We start from the raw sequence: 23,185 nt of genomic DNA on the forward strand, positions 1-23,185 counted from the left end.
AGCAGTGACTAGAGCGTGTTGACCATTCAACCTTGGCAAGATTAAACCATAAATCCATTTAATACCTCAGCCAATAGTGCCGCTGCAATAAGGATAAATATCACCCCGCAGCCACGGTTGAGCCATGCTAAGCGACTGCCAACATCTAGCCAGCTGGCCAGCTTTTTGCCACCAAGCGTATAGACAATCTGCCAAATCGTCTCACTCAAAAACAGCCCGCAAGTCAGCATAAGATACTGCGGCCATAATGGCGCATTAAAATTGATAAACTTGGGGAAAAAGGCGGCAAAAAACAAAATGGCTTTGGGGTTGGACAACGATACCCATATCCCAGTGCGAAATAACGTCATATTGCTCGGCGAAGCCTTTACCGCGGCGCTAGAGAGCGAACGCGGCCGAGGCGTGTCGTGCGCGGCCAAGGACGACAAGCTCTCTGGATAATCGGCCGCCACCTCTTCGCTCATCTCGCGCGCATCATTCATCAAACTGCCTGCACTTGCATCACGCCAAGAGCTGATACCCAAATAGATCAAATAAGCAGCACCGACAGTCTTAATCAGGGTCAGCAGCCACGGCGACTGACGACTAATCACATCGAGCCCCAGTAGCGTCGATAGCAACAACAAAAACAGCCCCAGGCTCAGACCCGCCAGCGTCCATAGCGTGCGCTTTACCCCATAGTTCATCCCATACTGAAACGCCAGCAGCATATTAGGACCAGGGGTCGCCGAGATAAAAAACGTACTTGCAAAAAACATCGCAAACAGATGCCAAGACATCAGCCAACCCCTACTTTTTTATAAAAATAACTGAATATACCGAAAACGAAGACACGTAAACACCACCATAAGGACGGTGTATTTTATGCCTACTTATATCGAAAACAAGCGATTTTATGCGTCAGACTCGCTATAGGCGAATCCAAATACATCAGATACGTGGCTATCAAGGCGCTCCAATGAAACGTTGTGTCGTTTTGTTTTTATATCAAATTGACTGTATTAAACTCACGACTGCGATGTAGCGCTTGCTAATAGCTTTTGCAAAAACGCATCACAGCGCGCCATCTCACTGAGCGCGACAAACTCATCAGCCTTATGCGCCTGCTCGATACTACCAGGACCGCAGATAATCGTCGGAATACCACTATTGGTGAACTGTCCGCCCTCTGTGGCATAAGCCACTTTGTGACGGGTGTCATCATCGGTGAGCGCCGCTATCAGCGCTTGTAGCTCGGCACTGTCGTTGTCAGTCATCGCAGGTACGGCCTCCATCTGTAGCAGCTCAATGCCGGTATCAGCGGCACGCGCTTGCATCTGCGCGCTTAGCTCTGCAACCTTGGCTTTGATCGGTACCAAGATATCGTCTTGTGTCATGTGCGGCAGGTTACGATAATCAAAGGTAAACTCACACAGATTGGGCACGATATTGGTCGCAGTGCCGCCTTGTATGGTGCCGACAGACAATGTCGAATACGGCACATCAAACCACTCATCATTGTCATCACGGCCGCTGATCTCGTCTGCCAGCTCATCGACATAACCAATCAAACGGCTGGCATAGCTGATGGCGTTGACACCTTGCGCGGTCAATGACGAATGCGCCGACTGACCATGTACACGGCAACGATAAACCGCGATGCCTTTGTGCGCGACAACCATCGTCATATTGGTCGGCTCGCCGACGATACAATAATCAGGCGTGATACCGCGCGCCTTGAGATCCGCCAGCAGCAATGGCGCACCCAAGCAGCCAACCTCTTCATCAAACGACAATGCCAAATGCAACGGCCGGCGCAATTGACCGGCGTTAGACAGCTTTACTGCTTGAGGTAATAGTGTCAGCGCGCAAGCAATAAAGCCTTTCATGTCGCAGGCACCGCGGCCATAGAGCCTATCGCCGCGAATGGTCGCAGTAAACGGTGCTGTCGTCCAGTCTTGCCCCTCCACTGGCACCACATCGGTATGACCGGACAGCACCAGACCGTGGTTCACCTCATCAGCGTTTGCCCCAGCAGGTACTGTGACAAACAAATTGGCCTTATCTTTGGCGTCATTAAAGGTCAGATCTACGGTCAAACCCAACTGCTCACAGTACCCTTGCACATCCTCAATCAATGCTAGATTTGAGTGGCAACTGACGGTATCAAAACCAATCAAGCGCTTAAGCCAGTCGATACTATCCGTAGGATAGCCAATGGTGTACGAGTCGTCTTTGCGCTGATCATTACTGTGTAAAGTCATAAAACATCCTTATTATGAGGTACCTGTTACGATACAGGCGTCGTCCCCTTTGAGGTTTAAGAGGGATTATTTTGGTTCATCGCGTCCATCACAGGCGGCATTGGTTTTGGCAACTTACCCTCTGCTTGTAGCTCTTTGGTGGTTTTTGCATCGATGGCCAATCCAGCGATTAGCGCGATGTCTTTTACTGGTTTGCGCTTGCGAGTTGCAAAGCTCACGGGTACCATCCGCGCAAACTCGTAAATATACAAATAAGACTCTTCGCCACCCTCAAAGTCCTCATCTTCTGCCAGACGAATCGCCCCAATCTTGGCCAAATCCGACAGCATCTCGTTTTCCTCGCTACTGATCTGACAGTCAGTGATACCAAAGCCTGTCATAAAACCATTGGCCCACTGTTTCAACGCCATCACACGCTCGTATAGATCGTGTTCGTCATCTGGTAGCAGCGGCATATACGCATAGGCATCGTCTTTGTCTTTGAGCTGAAACACCGTGTCTTCTGCTTCTTCTGCGAGCAAAGTCAGCGCCGCTTCAGGCAGTGGCGCAAAGCTCAGCTCTTCAAACACCTTTGCCCATACTTGCTCGTCAGGCGCGTTACACGCCGTCATCAGCCCCGTCATCAGACCATGCACCTCACTGATCGATACGTCATTCCAGTCGTCAAATGCGGTCAGCCACGTATTCCAGCCAGAGATATTGTCATTCATAATAATTGTCCTAGTAAATAGTTGTGACTTATAAAATCAGAAAAATCGCTTATAAAACAAAAAATCAGCTCGATACCACTCATCGCGCTGAGCCAAAAAATACATAGATAAGATTTAGGTATATGTAATTACTTTGTTGATATAGATATTATGCGGTCACCTATGGCATTATTAAATACACAAAACAAAATTCATTCACGCTTACTTGTTAAGGATAAAAACTGACTATGTATGATCAACTTAAAATATTAGAAAAAATGATACTCGACATCAAAAAACAATATCAGCTTGTCAGTGCTGAACTTAGCAGCCTAAAAAAGCAGCCAACCACAGATCCAAAGCAAATCACCGACTTACAAAACAAGCTAAATACCAGCCATAGCGAGCGTGACGGTGCCAAAAAACAACTGAACGATCTGGATAAACGTTATCAAAGCTTGGCCGAAGCCCATCATATGATCGGTGAAGAGCAAGACAAGCTACAAAAGCAGATCAGCCAATTACAACAACAAAACCGTGAATTGCAGCAGCATAATAATGAACTAAAGCAGCAGTATAGCGATATCAAACAACAAAATAGCGAATTACAGAAAAAAAACCAGTTGGCAGCAGAGCGTACTCAAGTTGTCCTCAAACGCCTCACGCGTATCGACCAAGCCGAAGGTTAGAGTCTTGGTGATCGCTGTAATAGCTGATACCCCCATTTACTGACCCATATATTGTAGGATTTATCATGACTGATGACCATACCAATGCCGCAAACAACTCGCCTAAGCAAGCAGAGCCAAGCGTATCCAAAGCCCCTATCAGCCCAACCACGGCAGGCGCTACCAGCAAGCCTATGACACCCGAGTCACAAGTCAAAAAAGTCGATATTGTCATCGCGGGCGTGACCTACCCCATTTACTGTCCGATCCATGAGCAAGAAGAGCTACTATCTGCCGTCTCTTATATCAATAACTACGCGATGGATCTCAGACGTGAGGCACCCAGCCTGAGCCAAGAAAGCCTGCTGGTGCTGTGCTGCCTTAACTTGTATGAAAAAATCCATGCCAATCAAAGAAGCGAAGAGGATCGCCTGCAGCAAGACAAACAGTCTGAGGCGCTACTCAATAAGATCATGAAAGACGCCCAATCTATTTTGTAGGCCAGCGCGTCTTTTGGCCTGCTTGATAGATAGGTTAAAAAGAGAGTTTATGAGTAAACAAAAAAGCGCTTGGCTCTATGAGCCAAGCGCTTTTTTGATACGCTTTTTTGATACTATGGCTAGCCGCCATCATGCATTAGGATCATATACCTTGCCTGCATGATAGTCTGCCTGATGCTCGTAATTGCAAAAAAACAGAAGGTTACTATCCGTCTCCATACTGCCAGCACTTGGCTGTGCAGTATTTGTCGTGACAGATGCAGGCTTGGTTTCGAGGACACCGCGGTACTCAGCCAAGCTATTGCCACAAAAGTCACAGGTGCGCGGCGTGACCACATCGCCTTTTTGCGGCATCATGCTTTTGGGCGGCCGCGGATACATAAACTTATAAAAGGCCCACATCACAGCCCAGATGATGAGAATCACAATAATCACAGCAAACACGGCGGTGCTCCTTTGAAGACGGGTTCAGACATGATAAATGCAGCACGGCAGCATCGCCCAAAAAGCTGGCAATATAAGGCCAGCTTTTTTATGGGCTAAATAGGCTGGTAGATGCGATATAAACCAGCAAAAACAGGCTGAGAACCTTTAACTATAACAGATATAGTCGTTACTAAATAAAAGAGATACACGGTATAAACTCGCTAGACTGGTACGAATTTCCTTGCGTGCGGTGCTGCGCCGATAGGTGCGGCAAAAAATTTATCCCAGTCTCGCTGTATTCTTTTTATACTGACCTGACTATATCTTAGCGACAACGAGCGCTATAGCTGTAATTCACTGATATCAGCCACGGTCAAAAACAGCGCTCGTACTTGCTTGAGTAGCGCCAAGCGGTTGTTTTTTAGCGCCGCATCTTCACTGTTGACCATGACATCAGCGAAAAATTGGGTCAAAGGCGCATCCAGACTTGCCAGCGTTTGCAAAACTTGCGTATAGTCAGCGGTTTCTAGCAAAGGCTTGACCGCTGTCTGCGCTTGTTGAACAGCTTGATATAATTCCTGCTCAGCAGGCTCAGACAATAACGCCTCGTCGACGTTATCTGCCACGCTGACCTCTGACTTGGCCAATATATTTGCCACCCGCTTGTTTGAATCGGCAAGTTTTTCAGCTTGAGCCAGCTCACTAAACGCTTGTACCGCACGAATACGCTGATCAAAATCCAGCGGCATATGCGGCTGGATCGCTTGCACCGCTTGGATGGTATCGACGCTCACGCCTTGCTCGGTGTACATCGCCCGATAGCGAGAATTTAAGAAGCCCATCACTTGAGTAAAAGTGTCGCCCATTTTGGCAATCTTACTGCCATCGCTGGTGCTATAGCCTTTAACCGCTTGCTCAACCAAAGCGGCAAGATTGATCGGTAGCTGTTTTTCGATCAAGATACGCAAAATACCAATGGCCGAGCGGCGCAGACTAAACGGATCTTTTGAGCCGGTAGGTGCTTGGTCAATGGCAAAAATACCGACCAGCGTATCCAAACGATCAGCCAATGCCAGACAGATACCAATCGGCGTCTGCGGCAATACATCCCCGCTAAACTTCGGCAAATACTGCTCTTGCAGGCTGGCCGCGACTGCCGCAGGTTCACCATTTAAGCGTGCATAGTAGGTTCCGGCGATACCTTGCAACTCCGGATACTCACCGACCAGCGAGCTTGCTAGATCGGCTTTGGACAAGATGGCAGCGCGCACGGTGTCTTCGACCTCGATATCGTGGCCTTGCTGCTGCATCAAAGTGGCGACAAAGGCAGCAAGCTTGGCGATACGCTCAGACTTTTCCCAAATCGTACCGAGCTTGTCTTGGAAAACGCGAGTCTTTAAGCTCTCGGTCAAAGCAAACAATGGCTGTTTTTGATCTTGCAAAAAGAAAAACTCGGCATCAGCCAAGCGCGGCCGCACGACTTTTTCGTTGCCTTCGATGATTTGGTTGGGATCTGTGGACTCAATATTGGTGATAAAAATAAAGTACGGTTGCAACTTACCTGCTTTATCGGTTAAGCAAAAATACTTTTGATCCGCTTGCATGGTGGAGATTAGTGCCTCTTGCGGCACTTGCAAAAAGCGCGGCTCAAAGCTTGCTCTAAGCGCAATCGGGAAATCAACCAGCGCGGTCACTTCATCTAGCAACTCTTGCGGTACGATGGCGTCGGCATTGACTTCATCGGCCAGTGCTTTGACTTGGTTTTTGATGAGCATTTGACGCTTATCAAAATCAGCCACCACTTTTAGATCCGTTAGTAGCGACTCATAGTCGGTAGCATGAGCAATCTTACGATAGTCAGGGCTGTGGAAGCGGTGACCACGGGTTTGGTTGCTGGTTTGATGCCCTTGGATAGTGGCATCGATCACCGCATCGTCTTGCATCAAGACTGCCCACTGTACCGGACGCACAAATTCTTCTCGGCTGCTACCTGAGCGCATACGCTTGGCAATTGGCAGGCTATCTAATGCCGTCTGAAAGATGCTCGGTAGCAGCTCTTTGGTCGCTTGACCGTGAATGGTCTGCTCGTAGCCGACATAATCCCCTTTATCGGTATTAATCGTTATCAGCTCGCTGGCTTCAATCCCTAAACCCTTGGCAAAGCCCATCGCTGCACGGGTTGGGTTGCCATCGCTATCAAACGCTGCTTTAATCGCAGGGCCACGTTTTTGTTCGGTACGATCAGGCTGCTTGTCGCTAATTCCTGTAATCTGAATCGCCAAACGGCGCGGTGCGGCAAAGGACTTGATGGCATCAAAACTGATATCGGCGTCATTTAGTTGCTCGGTGACACTCATTTGCAGGGCATCACGTAGCGGTTTTAGGCTTTTTGGAGGTAGCTCTTCACACCCCAGTTCAAATAAAATAGTACTCATGATAATCTCGGCTTATTAAGAGTTTTTTATATTTAAAAATTAAGTAGATTATAGCAAAGTCATGGTAATCAGCAGCGGATCATATTATTTTGGGACAATATTCTTTATCTTTGAGAGCCATTTATGATAGATCATGAAAAACTGCAAACTCTAGTTAAACAACTCTATAACACCGTCAATGAATTGGAAAATATGTTTCCTGGTCGACACTTCACCCCAGACGGCCATTTAGTAGGTAGCTTGGGTGAATGCTTGGTAGCAGATGCGTACGATCTAAAACTACTAGCTGCCAGTAATAAAGGCCATGACGCTGTAACGAAAGACGGTTTAAAAGTTGAAATAAAAGCCACCCAATCTAAGTCTGTTTCCTTTCGAAGTGAACCTGAGCATGCAATTATTATTAAAATAATGCCAGATGGTACATTTGAGGAAATATACAATGGCTCAGGTTCACTTGTATGGAAGCAATTTATAAATAAAAAGCGACCTAGCAACGGTCAGTTTCAAATCTCTATTACTAAACTCAAAGCACTCAACGAACTGGTGTCTGACCATGACCGAGTGCATAGAATTAATCTCTAGAATGTAAACTACTTATTCTCATCGTCTTCTTTTGACAAGTACTTCTCAAGTGCCTCGGTGCGGTGCGCCTCATCAGCCAATGGGAAGCCAAGCTTGGCACGCGCTTCGACATACCCAAAGGCCACTTTGCGCGCCAAGGTACGGACACGCAAAATAAAGCGCTGACGCTCCGTGACCGAAATCGCACCGCGGGCATCAAGTAAATTAAACGCATGAGAGGCTTTGAGTACCATCTCGTAGGCTGGCAGCGGCAACCCTTCGGCTACAAGCTTGTCAGCCTGCTGCTCATAAAAATCAAACATCTGGCCCATCATCGGCACATCGGCGTGCTCAAAGTTATAAGTGGACTGCTCCACTTCGTTTTGATGAAAGACATCACCATAGGTCACGCGGCCAAACTCACCATCCGCCCAAACCAAATCATAGACGCTATCGACGCCTTGTACATACATCGCTAGACGCTCAAGACCGTAAGTAATCTCGCCGGTGACTGGAAAGCACTCAATGCCGCCCACTTGCTGAAAATAGGTAAACTGCGTGACTTCCATACCGTTTAGCCAAATCTCCCAGCCCAGTCCCCACGCCCCAAGCGTTGGCGACTCCCAATTGTCTTCGACAAAACGCACGTCATGAACCAGCGGATCGATACCGATGGCACGCAGTGAGTCCAAATACAACTCTTGGATATTGGGCGGGTTAGGTTTTAGCACCACTTGAAACTGATAATAATGCTGCAAGCGGTTTGGGTTGTCACCGTAGCGGCCGTCTGTCGGGCGGCGTGATGGCTGCACATAAGCGGCATTCCAGCGCTCAGGGCCAAGCGAGCGCAAAAACGTCGCCGTATGAAAGGTACCGGCACCGACTTCCATATCGTAAGGCTGCAAGACTACGCAGCCTTTGTCAGCCCAATAGTTTTGCAAGGTTAGGATGAGATCTTGAAACGTCATCGGTTGAGAATCTTTCGCTTGTGATGTCATAGTTTGGATTGTCATAGTTTGGGGCATCTTAATAAAGCCACTGTGGAATGAGTATTATGAAATATTGATAGCGCTCGTATTGCCTATTCGGCAACGACTCTATTTGCCTGCTCACCTTACTAAAAATTGACCATTTTATCCATATTTACCGCAACTAAATTTATGCTATCTGTCCAAATACCGTGCGCTATGCCCCATAGCAAATGGTATCGAGGGTATTTATGTCTATCGAGCAGTGTAGACACAGTACGCACATAAACCCTATACCCATCGCGCTGCCCACATTAAGGCTACCCTATAACCATTTTTTCAATTGACCATATAGTCGATGCACTCTAAAAAGAACATAGCGCTACTGGGATGCTGTTTTTAAATGTAGGTTGCGCAGCCTCTGGGAACGCAGCACGCAAGTAAAATTTATACCAGTAGCGCGTTTAAGTTTATATAACAGTTTTATTTTCAATCGACTATAAAGGCAAAAACAAAAAAATACCCAAATGCGTGAGCATCTGGGCAGGAGGAAAAGTATGTCGCTGGTATCCTGATGAGTCAGGCTTTTTGTTTTTTTAGTAACGCTTACTTGGTGACGCTTTTTTTTGATACAGATTTTAATATAAACTTTGAGCAAAGCTGGGTAACGAACCGTTTGTATGTCAATCTATGAGATATCAGCCTATTGGGCGCTACTGATAAGACTCATGAGTGGCTTTTGGCATGATAATCCATAAAATAATATAAATTAAGATTCCTGGAACCGCCGCACTCAGTGAAGACACAATCACAAACAATACTCTTACCCAAGTAGGCGACCAACCGACGTATTCTGCAATACCGCCCATCACCCCTGCTATCATACGATTGTTTTGCGAGCGATGTAATTTTGCTAATTTAGCCAAATCCAATACCTCTCTATTTTATGTTTTCTATTTCTTGTTATTTCAACCTAGACAAAAGATCGTTGTTTTTGTCTTATATTCTGTGCATTATATTTTTTATCTTACGTCTTTTAGCATCTTTTAGTTAGGCTAAATCTGTAGCCTTTCTAACTTACAAATCAGTATAGCAACTATTTTCTTATGGTCTGTTGAAGATGTACCAGTGCTTTGTGAGTTTATGCTACCTAAGCTTGCCCTAATCTGTCCTAACTACCTGTAAGCCACTGATTTTAAATAGTTATTTCAAAATGTTTCAGAACTGAGTTTGTTGCCAAAACCTTACTTTTACGGCCTACCTACTTTGAAATACCAAGCACAATCAATCAGATACGCTTATATACTTTTACCGTTTATACTGATACTGGTTATGCTGATGGTTGTATTTATAGGTTTATAGGCAATCCGATATCAAAACAATACAGCGAGATGACAAGTCGTTTTTTGCAGCCTCTGTGATAACAGTACACAAGGAAAATTTGTACCAATTGCACGTCCATATGAGCGTATCGATTTTATTTCAAACTGACGATACCCTAGCCACATTGTTTTATAGTCAATCAATATTAAAAGTGGTACAAGGCAGACGAGTGCAAGTACTACAGTAGTAGGCTAAACGAGTCTAACGCTGTAACACTTAAATAGTGGTTCGACTATATCACCGCTTAACCCCTGTTTAATAAAAACAACCTTTATCAGCGCTTGTTTACAATAACCTACCTGCAAATCGACCAAAACCTTTATACCATGCAGATTGTCTTACTTTTATAAAAACGCTTACTAACAAACCAACAAGGATTGCTATGTACGATACGGGGTTGATGATTGGTCATTTTGAACCACTACATTTGGGGCAAATGCGCAGTATTTTGGAGGCCGCAGGGCAAGCTAAAATACTGCATATCGTCATCACAGCGCACCCAACGCCGCATCCAGACTTTAGCATTACGCTACAAGATAAGGCACGCTGGTTACAGATGGCCTGTGCTGACCTGCCTTTTATTCACATTCACACCACCCATGAGATTGCCCTGCCGCTTCATGACAGCTTTGATGAGGTGCACATCGATATCCCAGCCAGCAATGCCAAGCTGCATCGTCTGAGCCAAACGCTCGCGTTGCCTGCAGAAGCGGTGCTGTTTGTGGCACAAAACCATCCTTTAGCCAAATCCCATATCACAGAACACCTGCAGATGCCCGTGGTAACGACGGCGCTACAGCCAGCGTTTGACTCATATGCCATCGCTCGCGATCCTGTCGCCCATTGGTCAGCGATTCACCCGCAAGCGCGCGGTGATTACACAAAGACGGTCGCTATCGTCGGCGGTGAAAGCTCAGGAAAAACAACCTTGGTACATAAGCTTGCCAACTATTATGGCGCAAGCTTTGCGTTAGAGATGGGACGTTTATACGTTGGTACGGACTTGGGTGGTAGCGAGATTGGGCTACAGTATAGTGACTATGGCCCCATCGCCCTCAATCATGCTCAGGCGATTCGAGAGGCCGCAGCCGTGGCGACTGCCCCTGTGACCATTGTCGATACTGATTTTGTGACCACACAGGCGTTTTGTGAAGAGTACGAAGGTCGTAGCCACCCGTTTGTGGCCGCGTGTATCGATGAGTTTCGCTTGGACTATACCATTATGCTAGACAACAATACGCCATGGGTAGATGACGGCATGCGCTCACTGGGCACCCCTGAGGCGCGCGGGCGCTTTGAGCAGCGGCTGGTCGATATCTTTACCCGCCATGGTATCGAGCCACATTTGATCGATGCACCTGATTATGATGCTCGCTATCGGCAAGCATTACGTTTTATCGATCGATATGTCTATAACAAAAACCAATAAACAAAGCGCGGTGAGTCAACGCCAAATAAAAAACAGATACAGCAAAAGACAAAAAAAGTAAAAATACAGAATAAAAACAGCATATTATAAAATAAGTGGCTTGTAAAAAAGTCAAAACCACAACGGTCAAACAAGCCGCTCCCAACATTTATTTTAGGAAAAACCTATGCGTATTCAGCTATTAGACAATATCACTGGCAAGTGGGCCATGCAGTGGATTATCACTTGGTTTATCTGCGGCGTGATTGCCTTATCAGCAGGCTTTTGGTTGACCACCGATCATACCACCCTAGATTGGTTTTATTTGGCGGTGTCCTTGATCGGCCTGATTTGTGTGGTATCGCTATCATTTCGCAAAAACGTCTTGGGCAATGGCTTTGGCATGGCCGCTACTGCAGGTGAAGTGGTGGTGCAAGCAACCTCAGGCGCGGTGGGTTTGATGCTGGCGCCTTTATTTAACTTTTTCACCCATGTCTATGGCATTTTTTATTGGTCAAAGCACACCGACCCTGACGGCGACATGATACCCAAGTCTGCCAGCAAAGCCGTTTGGCTGATTACCATTGCCTTTATTGTGATTGGGTTGGCACTATTCCCTACCGTCAACGACCTTTTAGCCAGCTATGGTTATGCGGTGGTTGAAGACGACAACAGTCTATTTTTAGGGTTTATTTCCTTTTTTTGGATCAATGTCCTCGCCTTTGTACTCTCAATCACCGCCCAAGCCGCCATGATTTTGCGCTATTCGTTTAACTGGTGGCTGTGGATTATCGTCAATTTTGTTTGGCTCATTGTCAATCTTATGTCTGGCAACTACATTTTTGCCATTCAAACCATGATCTATCAAGTCAACTCCTTTATCGGTCTGTATGAATGGCATCGTAGCGAGAGAAGCTAATATACTGAAATAATAGGGCTTAGATGACTCAGACTATTTAGATGGCTTAGACGCCTTTGATAGACCCTATCGCATCTAGGATAAAGCTGACAGAGCTGACTGAACCGTCTATCAGATACCATGGTAGAGAAGTCCAATTAGTGCTACAAATGATACTAGAGGCGCTCTGATGTGGGATAGGAGTGTCGTATCTTAATGACTAACAAGGAGGTTAGTATGTCTCGTCGTCCGCCCCGCCTGTCAAAACGCACACTTGAGCAGTGGCTCAGTGAGTACTCTGTCAGCCACCAAAACCTAATCAACAAAAAAATACATTGGCTCTGCGTGCCGACCATCTTTATCAGTTTACTTGGGATGGGTATGTCGCTATCCGTTTGGTTCACCTTAGTGCTTAGTGCCTTGGTCTTGCTGTTCTACATGCGTTTGTCCACGCCGTTATTTTTGGCGATGGGCATGTTTATTCTTATCTGCCTATCTGTCATGACCTTACTACCGTGGGGCTTTAAGGTCTGGGCAGGTGTCTTTGTTGTGGCTTGGATTGGCCAGTTTATCGGTCATAAAATCGAAGGCAAAAAACCCTCATTTTTTGAAGATTTACAGTTTCTATTAATTGGGCCTGCATGGGTGGCCAATAGCCTGATGGGTGACAAAACCAGTAGCTAACTCTCCGGTGGAGCGCGTTATGTGCTCAGGGCTGGTGTTCTGACGGTTTTTATACCGATTATTTTCATTTATATGGTTTTATCCTTACTCTAGCCATGCTGTACGACGATAAATCACTTGATTTCTTCACCCTAAAAAAGCGCCACCCATGAGCTGGATGGCGCTTTTTTGGTTTTTTATCTCTTACACTACCGAGCTTTGGTGCTTATTTACCAAACACCTTCATACGCTCTTCTACTGGCTTAAACTCTTTGTCACCAGCTGGCTGCTCGATGGCACCAAATACCATCTGCGCGTTTAGCTCCCAATCATCAGCGATATTCCAAGTATTGGCAACTTGCTGGTCAATCACTGGATTATAATGCTGCAAGTTGGCGCCAACATCGATGCTTGCCAATGCCGTCCAAATCACATACTGATGCATGGCGTTAGTTTGGTGTGCCCAGATTGGGAATTTGTCCGCATATAAAGGGGCCGCTTCTTGCATGCTTCTGACAACACCTTTGTCTTCAAAAAACAATATCGTACCAGCACCGGCTTTAAAGCCTGCGATTTTATCTTTTGTACCTTGAAATTTCTCGTCGTCACCCACGATGACCTTCAATGTCTCTTCGGTGATGTCCCACAGTTTTTGATGATCCTCATCGAACAAGACCACGATACGAGCTGACTGAGAGTTGAAGGAGGAAGGCGTGTGTAAAATAGCGTGCTCTACCAATTTTACAATCTCATCCTTAGAGACTGGTAGTTGATCGCTCAAGGCATAGATAGAGCGGCGTTTTTCGGCAAGATTTTGTAAGGTGGTTAAGTCTGACATAATAAGACTCCGTCGAGTTGAATATTTAGGTTGTATATAAAGTATGTGTTTTAAAATGAGTCGATAGTAAAAATAGTAAAACTTGCTTGATCGTCATTTGATGGTAAAAGCAACACTGACGGATCTATATTCAAATTTTGTAAAAAATCTTCACAATAACGTGAATCATAAAAGATAAATTAACAATCTGTATTGTCAAATCATCCTTTAAAACCGTCAGGCAGCGCTGGAGCGGGCAGACGTTTCATATCAGAGTCGACATTACCAAAGCGCTCGTGGCCGTTGTTCCAATCGATGATAGACTGCTCAATCTCTTCTTTATTATCAGCGACAAAGTTCCACCACAGCAGCACTTGATTGTTTAATGGTTCACCGCCGATAAACATCACCCGTGTGCCTTTTTTGGCGACCAGCTTGATGCTTTCGTTATTTTCGACATCACTATCGTGGAAGCGAAATAGCTGGTCTTGCTCACAGATTTTGCCTTCAGACTCAATCTGCCCTTCGCTGACCAAGATACCGTATTCAAAACCAGGCTCTAGCGTTAGGGTGACCTCGCCATCCTTTAGCCAGTACACATCGATACCGACCATTTTGGAGTACTGTATCGTTGGCGCTTCGTAGCGCTCGCCTGTGACGCTGGTGTAGTTGCCCGTGGTCAATATCATCTCTACATTATTTTCCGTCCACGTCGGTAGCTCTGGATAGTGATGAAAGCCGCGCTCGATTTTTTGGTCTGTCGGTAGAGCAATCCACAGCTGCACCATACTCAGCGCACGCGCCGCATCTGGCGAGCCGCCCGTATCAGGAAAGACACTTTGCTCGGTATGACTGATGCCTTGGGTCAACCCCGTACCTGCCGTCATAACGTTGACTTGGTTTTTGGTAATTACTTGCTCGCTGCCCAAGCTGTCTTTGTGCAGCACTTCGCCATCTAACATCCAGCTAAAGGTTTGCAAATTGGTATGCGGATGACGACCCACTTGCATGCCAGCCTCACCGTCCTCAAACTCAGCAGGGCCTGCGTGATCCAAAAAGCACCACGCACCGATCGGTTTTTTGCCAGTATTAGGTAACAGACGGGCGATAGGAATACCGCCAACATCGGCCAAACGCGGCTCTAGGGTTTTAATACTCATGACTCACCTCTTATCATACAGCATACAAGTGTTACAAAAAGCAACGAATAGACACATTTATAATAGACACTGGTGCTCAAATGTCCTATTTTTTTGCTAAACTTAACTATAGCACCTATAAGCACTACTTAACGGAAATAAATGAAAAAACGTTAAGCCAATGCGCTCTTTTCTCTACCATAATTCTCGATCACAAATAAGGATAATGAACCATGATGCTCCCTTCTATCAAACAAGCCAATCGTGCCTTCGCCTTCGTTGCTATCAGCGCCCTTGGCATGATGAGCACTGTCGGTCAGGCAGCGACCTATGAGCTGGACCCTAAGCATACCGCGGTGCGCTTTTTTGTCGATCATTTTGGCACCTCGACCAATGCTGGTGGCTTTTATAACCTCTCAGGCATTCTGGAGTACGCACCCAAAGAACAAAAAGGCTTTATCGGCATCACCATTCCGATGGGCAGCTTGAGCACAGGTATCAAAGAGTTTGATGGTCATTTAAAATCTGCGGATTTCTTTAATGTCAAAGAGCATCCAACCGCTTATTTTAAATCTACCAATTGGCAGTTTGATGGTAATAAAGTCAAATCAGTCACAGGCGACTTAACACTACTGGGTCAGACGCATCCTGTGACACTGACAGCCACTAAGTTTAACTGCTATGACAGCCCAATGCTAAACGCTGAAGTGTGCGGCGGCGATTTTGAAACCACCATCGACAGAACCAAGTGGGGTATCGATACTTATACCGACGGCGGTATGATGAAAAACATCAAACTGGCCGTTCAAGTAGAAGGCAGCAAAAAGGCCGATCTCAAGTAACGACCGCTTGTCTTATAAAGATCATATAGTCGATTAGAGATAAAACAGATACACGATATGTACTACAATTAAGCTGAGTTTTTAACTCAGCTTTTTTGACGGTATAAAGATTTTAATGAGCGCTGTTGGCGTTTGTATATAGTGCGTTCAGTATAAAAACAACACAGTGGGACTGGGATAAATTTTATGCAGCATCGAGCAGCGCAGGCAGTATCACCAAAGCTGCCGAGCAGCTCAATTTTGTAACCGCTTTTGCGTAAGCTTTGACCAGCTGCCAAATTTCACCCATAAAAAAAGCCTCACAATAATGTGAGGCTTTAGTGCTCTAACAGAGCCATATTTGGAGCGGGATAAGAGATTCGAACTCTCGACCCCAACCTTGGCAAGGTTATGCTCTACCACTGAGCTAATCCCGCTAAACATCGAATCACGTCATTGTTAACAACAACACCGTCTCGATAGGCTGGCTATTTTAGCAAAAATTCTGAGCCTGTCAACACCTTTTTTGGCATTTTGTGCAAATATTTTCGCCGTCAGCCTTTATTTACCAGCGATTCTGTTATAAACGTTTGATTTTACAATGAGTATTATCAGCCAGTTTTTCTAAAATATTTTAGCAAATAAAGGGCTGTACTTGCTGGGCTCACGGCTATGCATGTCTATCACTGTGTTTGGGCGCGCTGTTTACTTACAATCATAGGGTGTACTGTTACTTTTTCTGTCTTGGTTTTGGCTTATTAACATTATTATACTTTGTGCAACTTTATTTATTATTTACAGTGAGGATGTTTATTATGAAAAAATTACTGACCACAACTGTCATGGCCGCGTCTTTGTCGGCGCTGACACTGACTGGCTGTAGTAGCACCACCAATACTGGCGCGGTGGGCGTTGATCGCCAGCAGTTGCTCTTGGTCTCTAATGAGCAGGTGTTACAATTATCAGCGCAAAGCTATGCAAAGACCTTGCAAGAAGCAAAAGCTCGCGGTTTGCTCGATACCAATAGAGCCCAGCTCAATCGCCTCAAAAACATCTCCAACCGTCTGATCGGGCAAGTCGGCGTCTATCGTCCTGATGCGGCAAAGTGGCCATGGGAAGTACACACGATCAAATCAAATCAGCTCAACGCTTTTGTGATGCCAGGTGGCAAAATCATGTTTTATTCAGGCATCATCGATCGCCTCAATCTGACTGATGATGAAATCGCTGCCATCATGGGACATGAGATGTCTCACGCCTTACGTGAGCACTCACGCGAGCGTATCTCCCGCCAATACGCCACTCAAACGGGCATTGGCGTCGCCGCTAGTATCTTTGGTCTCTCGCAAGGTCAGGCGCAGCTGGCCAATGTCGCCGGTGACCTAGGCCTGAGTCGTCCGCATGGTCGTACTCAAGAAGCAGAAGCCGACCAGATTGGCCTTGAGCTAATGGCTCGCGCAGGCTACAACCCGCAGGCCGCGATTAGCTTATGGCAAAAAATGCAGCGCGCCAGCCAAGGCGAGCCGCCGCAGTTTTTGAGCACTCACCCAAGCAGCAGCAATCGCATTGCCCAGTTGCAGTCATTGATGCCCAAAGTCATGCCGCTTTACCAAAAAGCACGCCGCTAATCATCATTTAGCATGACTGATTAGATTGACTGTCAAGCAGAGTACAGACCACGGTTTGTATTCTGCTTTTTTTATAAAAGTGGCATACTCCATTGTCTGCTAAATGATAAGGTGTGCGCATCAGTGTCTGCTATAATAACCTCATAGATCGCCGCAAGACGCTAATACGTCATCGATGCCCATACCCCATCAAACACCACTTTATTACGTAACGCTTTATCAAATACTACCTTATCAAACCATATCGCGTAAAAGGATGCTATCTATGAGTACCACGCCTACCGCTGATGCCCTCTATGCTGAGCTACAGAGCTTGCAGCCGCAGCATATCGAGCTGATTAACGAATCGATGAATCATGCAGGCTACTTTGATGGCAAAGAAAGCCATTTTAAACTCACTATCGTAAGCGATGCCTTTGAGGGCAAGCGTTTGGTCGCTCGCCATCAACTGGTTTATGGCTTGGTCGCGCCCCTACTCACCTCGCAAGGTGGCTCGGTGCATGCCTTAGCCATACATGCCTATACGCCAACAGAATGGCAAGGGCAAAGCCCAGATAGCCCCTTGTGTGCTGGTCAAAACAGCTGAGCCATCGACAGAATAACAGAATAATCAACCATGACTGCGCGTCGTATGAACATTGTGACGGTAGCGCTGCGTGATTGGATCACCTCAGAGGAAAAGATATTTAATGAAACATTTACATATGCTGATGGCCGTCCTGACCATCGTTCTGTTTTTATATCAAAGCTATCTGGTATTGAGTGCCAATAGACGCGCTCCAAAGGCGGTGAAGATAGCCACGCACATCGTTTATGCGCTTGTCATCGGCTCAGGTGCCATCATGTTGATGCAGCTAATGAGTGCCAACGCCCCTGTGCAGTGGGTGTTTGCCAAGGTTATTTTGTTAGTCGCTGCCATCAGTGCCAGCATAAAAGCCTTTAATAACCATGCAACGCCCGTCCAAAGTAAAATGGGGATTTTGATCTCGGCGATCGCCTACGCAGGTATCGTGATACTTGCTGTGGTCAAACCAGCCAACTTATTTTAAACCGCTGTTTACGGAGGCTGCGCAAAATTCATCCCAGTAGCGCTTTGGAACTTATGACAGCTTTGTTTGCAACTGACTATAGCTGGCCTATTTCATAAATGACATATTTTTCAATATCTTAATCTGTTTATTTTTGCTATCTTAAATATAAACAACGGCGTTTATCACAGATCTTGCTGTTTATATACCCCCCCCATCGTGCCTTATGGAGCCACTATGAAAACTCTCTTTTCCGCGACATTACTGGCCTCAGCAGGCATTTTTGCGCTTGCAGGCTGCGCCTCGACTGGCAATATCACCCCGCAGTATGTGCCGCCCAGCACCTACCAAAACTATGACTGCCAAGCGCTGAGCCAAGAGTACAACCGTATCAATCGTTATGTCGAGACTGCGCGCAATCAGCAGTCGACCATCGCGGCCTCTGGCGTGGGGGTCGGCGTCTCAGCGGGCCGCTGGGGTATCTCACCCAATATCAGTTTTGGCCTGGGAAAAAGCAACAATACCAAAGCCCGCGATGCCAAGCTATCACGGCTCTACGGCGAGCGTGATGCCGTTGTTCAGTCCGCACGCATCCAGCGCTGCAGCTTTGCCAATGGCATCAAGATATATGGCGAATAAACAAACTATGGTGAGTTGATAGAGGTCAAATCGATCAAATACCATCGTTGCTCATACGACCATAAAAAAGCCAATACGCGATCAACGTATTGGCTTTTTTGATGAGGACACACCCTAGTGGTTATGATTGCAATTGTAGGCTTTGTACCCACTGCACGATTTGCTGACTGGGTAGCGCGCCTGACTGCCGCGCAATCTCTTTACCACCTCTAAAGGCTACCATCGTCGGTAAGCTGCGTATACGATAAGGGGCGGCAGCTTGTTCGTACTTATCGGTTTGCAATTTGGCAAAGACCACTTGTGGCAATTGACTGGCAGCCTCTTTAAACTGCGGCGCCATCATCAGGCACGGCTGACACCAGCTCGCCCAAAAATCCACGATGGTCAATACCTCATTTTTTTGAATGACTTTATTGACGATTTGTGCGCTCAGCTCATGTGCGCTGCCTGTCAATAATGGCTGACGACAGCGACCACAGTTTGGCGCAGCAGTCAGCCGCGCTGCTGGTATACGGTTGGTCGCTTGGCAGTGTGGGCAGACCAGATGCAGATTTTGTTCATTCATCATCAGACTCCTTTTTTAGCCCTTATGATTTTTGCGGCGTATGTGTTTGCTACTTTTAAATATAGCATAACTTTACATGCTGCCATTATCCCAGCGCATTGATGGGTACTTTAAGATAACGGGTGCCATTGGCTTCTGGTTGCGGAAAATTCCCTGCATCGATATTGACCTGTACAGCCGGAATAATCAGACGCGGCATCGAAAGCGTGGCATCACGCCGCTCACGCATCTGCACAAACTCTGCTTCGTTGATACCGTCTTTGACATGAATATTGCCCATTTTTTGGGCGGCAACCGTGGTCGTGGGGCAGTGTTTGCGTCCTTTGCTCGGATAGTCATGACACAGATACATGATGGTATCTTCGGGAAGCGCCAGCAACTTTTGGATAGAGTGATACAGAATCTTGGCATCACCACCTGGGAAGTCACAACGCGCCGTGCCGACATCGGGGGCAAACAACGTGTCTCCGACAAACACCACGGTTTTTTCGGCATCGGCTGCTAGATAGGCCATATCTGCACGCGTATGACCTGGCACATACATCGCTGTGATGGTGATGTCACCAAGCGCTAAGGTATCGCCGTCGTCTGTCAAAATGTCGAACTGACTGGCATCGGTACGAAAACTCATGTCAAAGTTAAAAATTTGCTTAAATATTTTTTGCACTTCCGTGATGTGCTGACCGATGACGAGCTGCCCGCCGAGTGTTTCTTTGACATGGATAGCCGCAGATATATGATCGGCATGGGCGTGGGTTTCGATGATATACACCAGCTCCCAGCCCTGCTCACGAACAAAGGTGATGACCTCATCGACGCTACTGGTAGCGGTGTGACCAGACTTGGCATCAAAATCCAATACAGGATCGATGATGGCACATAACTTGTGTTGGACATCGGCCAGTACGTGCGTATAGGTCTCAGTATCGCTATGTAAGAAAGAATGAACTTGCATGGCAGCCTCGCTATCAGAATGTTTCATCTATAAATATTTTTAATCTATAAATAATAGTTAAGTATGATATCGAGTCGTATATAATGTTTACACAGTTGCCGACTCATTTATAGTGTTAATATAGCAACTCCCATACATTTTATCAATTTATATAATGTAATTAACGATAATTTGCTATCATTGATGATATCATTGATAATTAACCATATATTTATTGATGTCACCGAGATAATTATTGCTATTTTATAAGGAGCTCACTCTGACTACTTCTACTTCAGCATCGAGTGCATCCATTCGGAGTACGAATGAGGATGCATCCACACATCCAGCAGACTTTGCCCCTGCCGATCTTGCCAAGCAGATGCAACAAGCCTCTATGCAAGCCAGCCAACTATTAAAGTCGCTCTCGCACCCTGATCGCTTGCTGCTGCTGTGTCAGCTCACCCAAGGTGAATACTGCGTCAGTGAGCTTGAAGGTTTGGTCGGCGTTGGACAGCCCAGCTTGTCGCAGCAACTCGGTATCTTGCGCAAAGATGAGCTGGTCACGACCCGCCGCGAAGGCAAACAGATCTACTATCGTATCGCAAGTGAGGATGCGCTGGCGGTCTTAAATCTGCTGTACCAACGTTTTTGTGCCAAAACCGACTAGCCACAGTCAATCAATAACCGTTCACAGATGCGGACGGCCACTATCACTTGATGGCGCTGCTATTTTTTGTTGTCGAAATATTTTTTAAGATGATGTACTGATATGTCTTCTATCGCTGCTCGCCTGACTCCCACGTGGCTACGCCAATACCAGCTAGCCACCTTGCCAACTGACGTCATCGCCGGATTGGTCGTGGGCGTGCTTGTCATTCCGCAGAGCCTCGGCTACGCAGTATTGGCAGGATTACCACCTGTGTATGGTCTGTATGCGGCGATTGTGCCAGTCATTGTCTATGCTTGGCTGGGCTCGAGCAATGTCCAAGCGGTCGGTCCTGTCGCCATCACGGCTATTATGACGGCCAGTAGCTTGCTGCCCTATGCCGATAAAGGCGCTGAGCAGTACGCCTTGATGGCGAGCCTATTGGCGTTTATGGTAGGAGCGCTGCTCTGGGTAGCCGGACGTCTCAAGCTCGGCTGGATCATGCAGTTCATCAGCCGCGGGGTTTCGGCAGGCTTTGTCAGCGGTGCAGCGGTGCTTATTTTTGTCAGTCAGCTGAAGTATTTGACTGCTATTCCAGTCGCAGGTAGTAGCTTGATTGGCTATCTGTCTAGCCTGCAGATGTACGTGCGCCAGCTGCATCCTCTGACCTTGCTTATCGGTGTCATCGCCTTTGCCCTTTTGGTAGCGAACCGCTATGCCAGCAAGTGGGTCTGGCGTACGTGGCTGTCAGCGTCATCGGCTAAATGGGCCGAGCGCTTATTTCCCCTGATTTTGCTCGGTGTGGCGATCATACTGAGTATGGCGCTGCATTGGGGCGCGCTGGGGGTTGCGACCATCGGCAGTATCCCGCAAGGGCTGCCAAGCTTCACACTACCACATCTGCCCGATGTGCAAGAAGCGCTCAAGCTTTTGCCCACTGCAGGGCTGATGGCACTGATTGTCTTTGTGTCCAGTAGCTCTGTGGCGAGCACTTATGCACGCTTGCGCGGTGAGCGTTTCGATGCCAACCGTGAGCTAACTGGTCTTGGGCTGGCCAACTTATCTGGCGGTCTGTTTCAGAGCTTTGCGGTCGCTGGCGGGTTTTCGCGTACCGCCATCAACGTCGACTCAGGGGCCAAAACGCCAATGGCCAGCCTCGTCACTGTGGTGGTGATGATCGCCGCGCTGATCGCTTTTGGTAATGCACTGGCGCCGCTACCTTATGCGCTGCTAGGAGCGACCATCATGGCCTCTATCATTGGGCTCATCGATATCGATACCCTAAAGTCGGCGTGGCAGCGAGATCGTTTGGATGCCGCTAGCTTTATTGCAGCGTTTGCAGGCGTACTGATATTTGGCCTAAACACAGGACTGGTCATCGGTCTGATGGTGTCTTTTGCCAGCCTTATCTGGCAATCAAGTAAGCCGCACGTGGCGATCGTCGGTCAGTTGGGCGGCACTGGTCACTTTCGCAATATCAATCGTCATGATGTGGTGACTTTTGATAGTTTGTTGCTACTGCGTATCGATGAAAGCTTGTTTTTTGGCAACAGCGAATCGGTGCACCTGCGCATTTTAAAGGCATTACAACAATACCCTGAGGCGCGCGAGCTTATCTTAATCATGTCTGCTGTCAATCATATCGACCTGACCGCCCAAGAGATGCTCAGTACGCTCAACAAAGAGCTGGCACAACAACATAAACGTCTGCACTTTAGCTTTGTGAAGGGGCCTGTCATGGATGTCATCGGTCACACGCCGCTCATCACCGAGCTATCAGGGCAGGTCTATCTCAGTACACTAGACGCGGTCAATGCGTTGACAGCGCGCTAGCGGGCGGCTGGTATAGTTAGCTGAATGTAAAACTGTTATGGATTTAAACGCGCTACTGGTATAAATTTTACTTGCGTGCTGCGTTCCCAGAGGCTGCGCAACCTACGTTTAAAAATAGCATCCCAGTAGCGCTATGGCATTTTTAGAGTGTATCGACTATATATATGACTTTATAGTTGCAAGCTGCTGTTTGCCGCTTTGTTTTTACGACATCGCATCAATCACTGGTGTCACTAGCAATAAAATATCGTTATGATAGGATATAAAGCAGGCTGTTTTTTGTATAGACA

24 protein-coding genes and 1 tRNA gene are annotated in these 23,185 nt (G+C 46.9%); 13 read left to right on the forward strand and 12 right to left on the reverse strand.

The features are described 5' to 3' along the window. Positions 1–41 precede the first annotated feature (41 nt). From JMX98_RS01035 to JMX98_RS01045, 3 genes are all read right to left on the reverse strand, one after another. Positions 42–779 (reverse strand): LysE family translocator, encoded by a 738-nt coding sequence (locus JMX98_RS01035; protein ID WP_201583840.1) that lies wholly within the window; start codon positions 777–779, stop codon positions 42–44. Positions 780–1,007: 228 nt separating this feature from the next. Continuing rightward, positions 1,008–2,243, reverse strand: coding sequence for an acetylornithine deacetylase (gene argE / locus JMX98_RS01040; RefSeq protein ID WP_201583842.1), 1,236 nt, complete (start codon positions 2,241–2,243; stop codon positions 1,008–1,010). A gap of 56 nt (positions 2,244–2,299) precedes the next feature. Continuing rightward, entirely contained in the window at positions 2,300–2,953 is a 654-nt protein-coding gene (locus JMX98_RS01045) for a UPF0149 family protein (RefSeq protein ID WP_201583844.1), read from the reverse strand. Positions 2,954–3,180: 227 nt separating this feature from the next. Between JMX98_RS01045 and JMX98_RS01050 the strand changes: the two genes are divergently transcribed. Continuing rightward, positions 3,181–3,621, forward strand: coding sequence for a hypothetical protein (locus tag JMX98_RS01050; RefSeq protein WP_192996149.1), 441 nt, complete (start codon positions 3,181–3,183; stop codon positions 3,619–3,621). A gap of 65 nt (positions 3,622–3,686) precedes the next feature. After that, the gene (locus JMX98_RS01055) at positions 3,687–4,100 is read left to right on the forward strand and encodes a cell division protein ZapA (protein ID WP_201583847.1); all 414 of its coding nucleotides are present in this window, start codon (positions 3,687–3,689) and stop codon (positions 4,098–4,100) included. Between the two features lie 129 nt (positions 4,101–4,229). On the opposite strand, the gene JMX98_RS01060 is transcribed toward JMX98_RS01055, so the two are convergent. After that, positions 4,230–4,544 (reverse strand): hypothetical protein, encoded by a 315-nt coding sequence (locus JMX98_RS01060; RefSeq protein WP_227679921.1) that lies wholly within the window; start codon positions 4,542–4,544, stop codon positions 4,230–4,232. Between the two features lie 323 nt (positions 4,545–4,867). Continuing rightward, positions 4,868–6,961, reverse strand: coding sequence for a glycine--tRNA ligase subunit beta (gene glyS / locus JMX98_RS01065; RefSeq protein WP_201583850.1), 2,094 nt, complete (start codon positions 6,959–6,961; stop codon positions 4,868–4,870). 123 nt (positions 6,962–7,084) lie between these two features. On the opposite strand from glyS, the gene JMX98_RS01070 reads away from it, so the two are divergent. Further along, positions 7,085–7,543, forward strand: coding sequence for a DUF6998 domain-containing protein (locus JMX98_RS01070; RefSeq protein WP_201583853.1), 459 nt, complete (start codon positions 7,085–7,087; stop codon positions 7,541–7,543). 8 nt (positions 7,544–7,551) lie between these two features. On the opposite strand, the gene glyQ is transcribed toward JMX98_RS01070, so the two are convergent. Together glyQ and JMX98_RS01080 are read right to left on the reverse strand one after the other, a co-directional pair. After that, positions 7,552–8,535 carry a glycine--tRNA ligase subunit alpha gene (gene glyQ, locus JMX98_RS01075; protein ID WP_265089343.1) on the reverse strand — a complete coding sequence of 328 codons (984 nt, stop codon included), beginning with the start codon at positions 8,533–8,535 and terminating at the stop codon, positions 7,552–7,554. Between the two features lie 668 nt (positions 8,536–9,203). After that, positions 9,204–9,416, reverse strand: coding sequence for a PspC domain-containing protein (locus tag JMX98_RS01080; RefSeq protein WP_075100736.1), 213 nt, complete (start codon positions 9,414–9,416; stop codon positions 9,204–9,206). Positions 9,417–10,255: 839 nt separating this feature from the next. On the opposite strand from JMX98_RS01080, the gene nadR reads away from it, so the two are divergent. From nadR to JMX98_RS01095, 3 genes are all read left to right on the forward strand, one after another. After that, on the forward strand, positions 10,256–11,302 hold the full coding sequence (gene nadR, locus JMX98_RS01085) for a multifunctional transcriptional regulator/nicotinamide-nucleotide adenylyltransferase/ribosylnicotinamide kinase NadR (protein ID WP_201583856.1): 1,047 nt from the start codon (positions 10,256–10,258) through the stop codon (positions 11,300–11,302). 166 nt (positions 11,303–11,468) lie between these two features. Then, positions 11,469–12,200 carry a nicotinamide riboside transporter PnuC gene (pnuC, locus tag JMX98_RS01090; protein WP_201583859.1) on the forward strand — a complete coding sequence of 244 codons (732 nt, stop codon included), beginning with the start codon at positions 11,469–11,471 and terminating at the stop codon, positions 12,198–12,200. A gap of 216 nt (positions 12,201–12,416) precedes the next feature. Then, a complete protein-coding gene (locus JMX98_RS01095; protein WP_201583861.1) occupies positions 12,417–12,863 on the forward strand; it encodes a DUF962 domain-containing protein in 447 nt (148 codons plus the stop codon). A gap of 205 nt (positions 12,864–13,068) precedes the next feature. On the opposite strand, the gene JMX98_RS01100 is transcribed toward JMX98_RS01095, so the two are convergent. Beyond that, a complete protein-coding gene (locus tag JMX98_RS01100) occupies positions 13,069–13,680 on the reverse strand; it encodes a nitroreductase family protein (protein ID WP_105244097.1) in 612 nt (203 codons plus the stop codon). A gap of 200 nt (positions 13,681–13,880) precedes the next feature. Continuing rightward, a complete protein-coding gene (locus tag JMX98_RS01105) occupies positions 13,881–14,819 on the reverse strand; it encodes a pirin family protein (RefSeq protein WP_201583863.1) in 939 nt (312 codons plus the stop codon). 212 nt (positions 14,820–15,031) lie between these two features. Here JMX98_RS01105 and JMX98_RS01110 point away from each other — a divergent pair, with 212 nt between their 5' ends. Beyond that, a complete protein-coding gene (locus tag JMX98_RS01110) occupies positions 15,032–15,640 on the forward strand; it encodes a YceI family protein (protein ID WP_227679922.1) in 609 nt (202 codons plus the stop codon). 341 nt (positions 15,641–15,981) lie between these two features. Here the strand turns inward: JMX98_RS01110 and JMX98_RS01115 are convergent. Then, positions 15,982–16,056, reverse strand: a tRNA-Gly gene (locus JMX98_RS01115). A gap of 378 nt (positions 16,057–16,434) precedes the next feature. Between JMX98_RS01115 and JMX98_RS01120 the strand changes: the two genes are divergently transcribed. From JMX98_RS01120 to JMX98_RS01135, 4 genes are all read left to right on the forward strand, one after another. Continuing rightward, positions 16,435–17,247 (forward strand): M48 family metallopeptidase, encoded by an 813-nt coding sequence (locus JMX98_RS01120; protein ID WP_192996166.1) that lies wholly within the window; start codon positions 16,435–16,437, stop codon positions 17,245–17,247. A gap of 265 nt (positions 17,248–17,512) precedes the next feature. After that, positions 17,513–17,833 (forward strand): BolA family protein, encoded by a 321-nt coding sequence (locus JMX98_RS01125; RefSeq protein WP_201583864.1) that lies wholly within the window; start codon positions 17,513–17,515, stop codon positions 17,831–17,833. 103 nt (positions 17,834–17,936) lie between these two features. Beyond that, positions 17,937–18,296 carry a SirB2 family protein gene (locus JMX98_RS01130; RefSeq protein ID WP_201583866.1) on the forward strand — a complete coding sequence of 120 codons (360 nt, stop codon included), beginning with the start codon at positions 17,937–17,939 and terminating at the stop codon, positions 18,294–18,296. 216 nt (positions 18,297–18,512) lie between these two features. Continuing rightward, on the forward strand, positions 18,513–18,914 hold the full coding sequence (locus JMX98_RS01135; RefSeq protein ID WP_192996172.1) for a hypothetical protein: 402 nt from the start codon (positions 18,513–18,515) through the stop codon (positions 18,912–18,914). 121 nt (positions 18,915–19,035) lie between these two features. Here the strand turns inward: JMX98_RS01135 and trxC are convergent, their stop codons facing one another. Both trxC and JMX98_RS01145 read right to left on the reverse strand, forming a co-directional pair. Next, complete coding sequence (trxC, locus tag JMX98_RS01140; protein ID WP_201584106.1) at positions 19,036–19,479, reverse strand: thioredoxin TrxC; 444 nt, start codon at positions 19,477–19,479, stop codon at positions 19,036–19,038. Between the two features lie 85 nt (positions 19,480–19,564). Then, a complete protein-coding gene (locus tag JMX98_RS01145; RefSeq protein WP_201583868.1) occupies positions 19,565–20,434 on the reverse strand; it encodes an MBL fold metallo-hydrolase in 870 nt (289 codons plus the stop codon). A gap of 235 nt (positions 20,435–20,669) precedes the next feature. On the opposite strand from JMX98_RS01145, the gene JMX98_RS01150 reads away from it, so the two are divergent. Both JMX98_RS01150 and JMX98_RS01155 read left to right on the forward strand, forming a co-directional pair. Next, positions 20,670–21,083 carry a metalloregulator ArsR/SmtB family transcription factor gene (locus tag JMX98_RS01150; protein WP_320157756.1) on the forward strand — a complete coding sequence of 138 codons (414 nt, stop codon included), beginning with the start codon at positions 20,670–20,672 and terminating at the stop codon, positions 21,081–21,083. Positions 21,084–21,185: 102 nt separating this feature from the next. Then, positions 21,186–22,895, forward strand: a complete 1,710-nt coding sequence (locus tag JMX98_RS01155; RefSeq protein WP_201583870.1) for a SulP family inorganic anion transporter — start codon at positions 21,186–21,188, stop codon at positions 22,893–22,895. The last annotated feature ends 290 nt before the right edge of the window (positions 22,896–23,185 follow it).

It is taken from the genome of Psychrobacter sp. HII-4 (assembly GCF_904846595.1).
Classification (GTDB): Bacteria; Pseudomonadota; Gammaproteobacteria; order Pseudomonadales; family Moraxellaceae; genus Psychrobacter; species Psychrobacter celer.

Bases quoted from the DNA above. Each gene is read 5' to 3' on its own strand.
- nadR (WP_201583856.1), top strand. From the start codon at position 10,256: ATGTACGATACGGGGTTGATGATTGGTCATTTTGAACCACTACATTTG.
- JMX98_RS01120 (WP_192996166.1), top strand. From the start codon at position 16,435: ATGAAAAAATTACTGACCACAACTGTCATGGCCGCGTCTTTGTCGGCG.
- JMX98_RS01035 (WP_201583840.1), bottom strand. From the start codon at position 779: ATGTCTTGGCATCTGTTTGCGATGTTTTTTGCAAGTACGTTTTTTATC.
- JMX98_RS01055 (WP_201583847.1), top strand. From the start codon at position 3,687: ATGACTGATGACCATACCAATGCCGCAAACAACTCGCCTAAGCAAGCA.
- JMX98_RS01145 (WP_201583868.1), bottom strand. From the start codon at position 20,434: ATGCAAGTTCATTCTTTCTTACATAGCGATACTGAGACCTATACGCAC.
- JMX98_RS01135 (WP_192996172.1), top strand. From the start codon at position 18,513: ATGAAAACTCTCTTTTCCGCGACATTACTGGCCTCAGCAGGCATTTTT.
- pnuC (WP_201583859.1), top strand. From the start codon at position 11,469: ATGCGTATTCAGCTATTAGACAATATCACTGGCAAGTGGGCCATGCAG.
- JMX98_RS01105 (WP_201583863.1), bottom strand. From the start codon at position 14,819: ATGAGTATTAAAACCCTAGAGCCGCGTTTGGCCGATGTTGGCGGTATT.
- JMX98_RS01125 (WP_201583864.1), top strand. From the start codon at position 17,513: ATGAGTACCACGCCTACCGCTGATGCCCTCTATGCTGAGCTACAGAGC.
- JMX98_RS01155 (WP_201583870.1), top strand. From the start codon at position 21,186: ATGTCTTCTATCGCTGCTCGCCTGACTCCCACGTGGCTACGCCAATAC.
- JMX98_RS01095 (WP_201583861.1), top strand. From the start codon at position 12,417: ATGTCTCGTCGTCCGCCCCGCCTGTCAAAACGCACACTTGAGCAGTGG.
- JMX98_RS01050 (WP_192996149.1), top strand. From the start codon at position 3,181: ATGTATGATCAACTTAAAATATTAGAAAAAATGATACTCGACATCAAA.
- trxC (WP_201584106.1), bottom strand. From the start codon at position 19,479: ATGAATGAACAAAATCTGCATCTGGTCTGCCCACACTGCCAAGCGACC.
- JMX98_RS01100 (WP_105244097.1), bottom strand. From the start codon at position 13,680: ATGTCAGACTTAACCACCTTACAAAATCTTGCCGAAAAACGCCGCTCT.
- argE (WP_201583842.1), bottom strand. From the start codon at position 2,243: ATGACTTTACACAGTAATGATCAGCGCAAAGACGACTCGTACACCATT.
- JMX98_RS01110 (WP_227679922.1), top strand. From the start codon at position 15,032: ATGATGCTCCCTTCTATCAAACAAGCCAATCGTGCCTTCGCCTTCGTT.
- glyS (WP_201583850.1), bottom strand. From the start codon at position 6,961: ATGAGTACTATTTTATTTGAACTGGGGTGTGAAGAGCTACCTCCAAAA.
- JMX98_RS01070 (WP_201583853.1), top strand. From the start codon at position 7,085: ATGATAGATCATGAAAAACTGCAAACTCTAGTTAAACAACTCTATAAC.
- JMX98_RS01045 (WP_201583844.1), bottom strand. From the start codon at position 2,953: ATGAATGACAATATCTCTGGCTGGAATACGTGGCTGACCGCATTTGAC.
- glyQ (WP_265089343.1), bottom strand. From the start codon at position 8,535: ATGACAATCCAAACTATGACATCACAAGCGAAAGATTCTCAACCGATG.
- JMX98_RS01130 (WP_201583866.1), top strand. From the start codon at position 17,937: ATGAAACATTTACATATGCTGATGGCCGTCCTGACCATCGTTCTGTTT.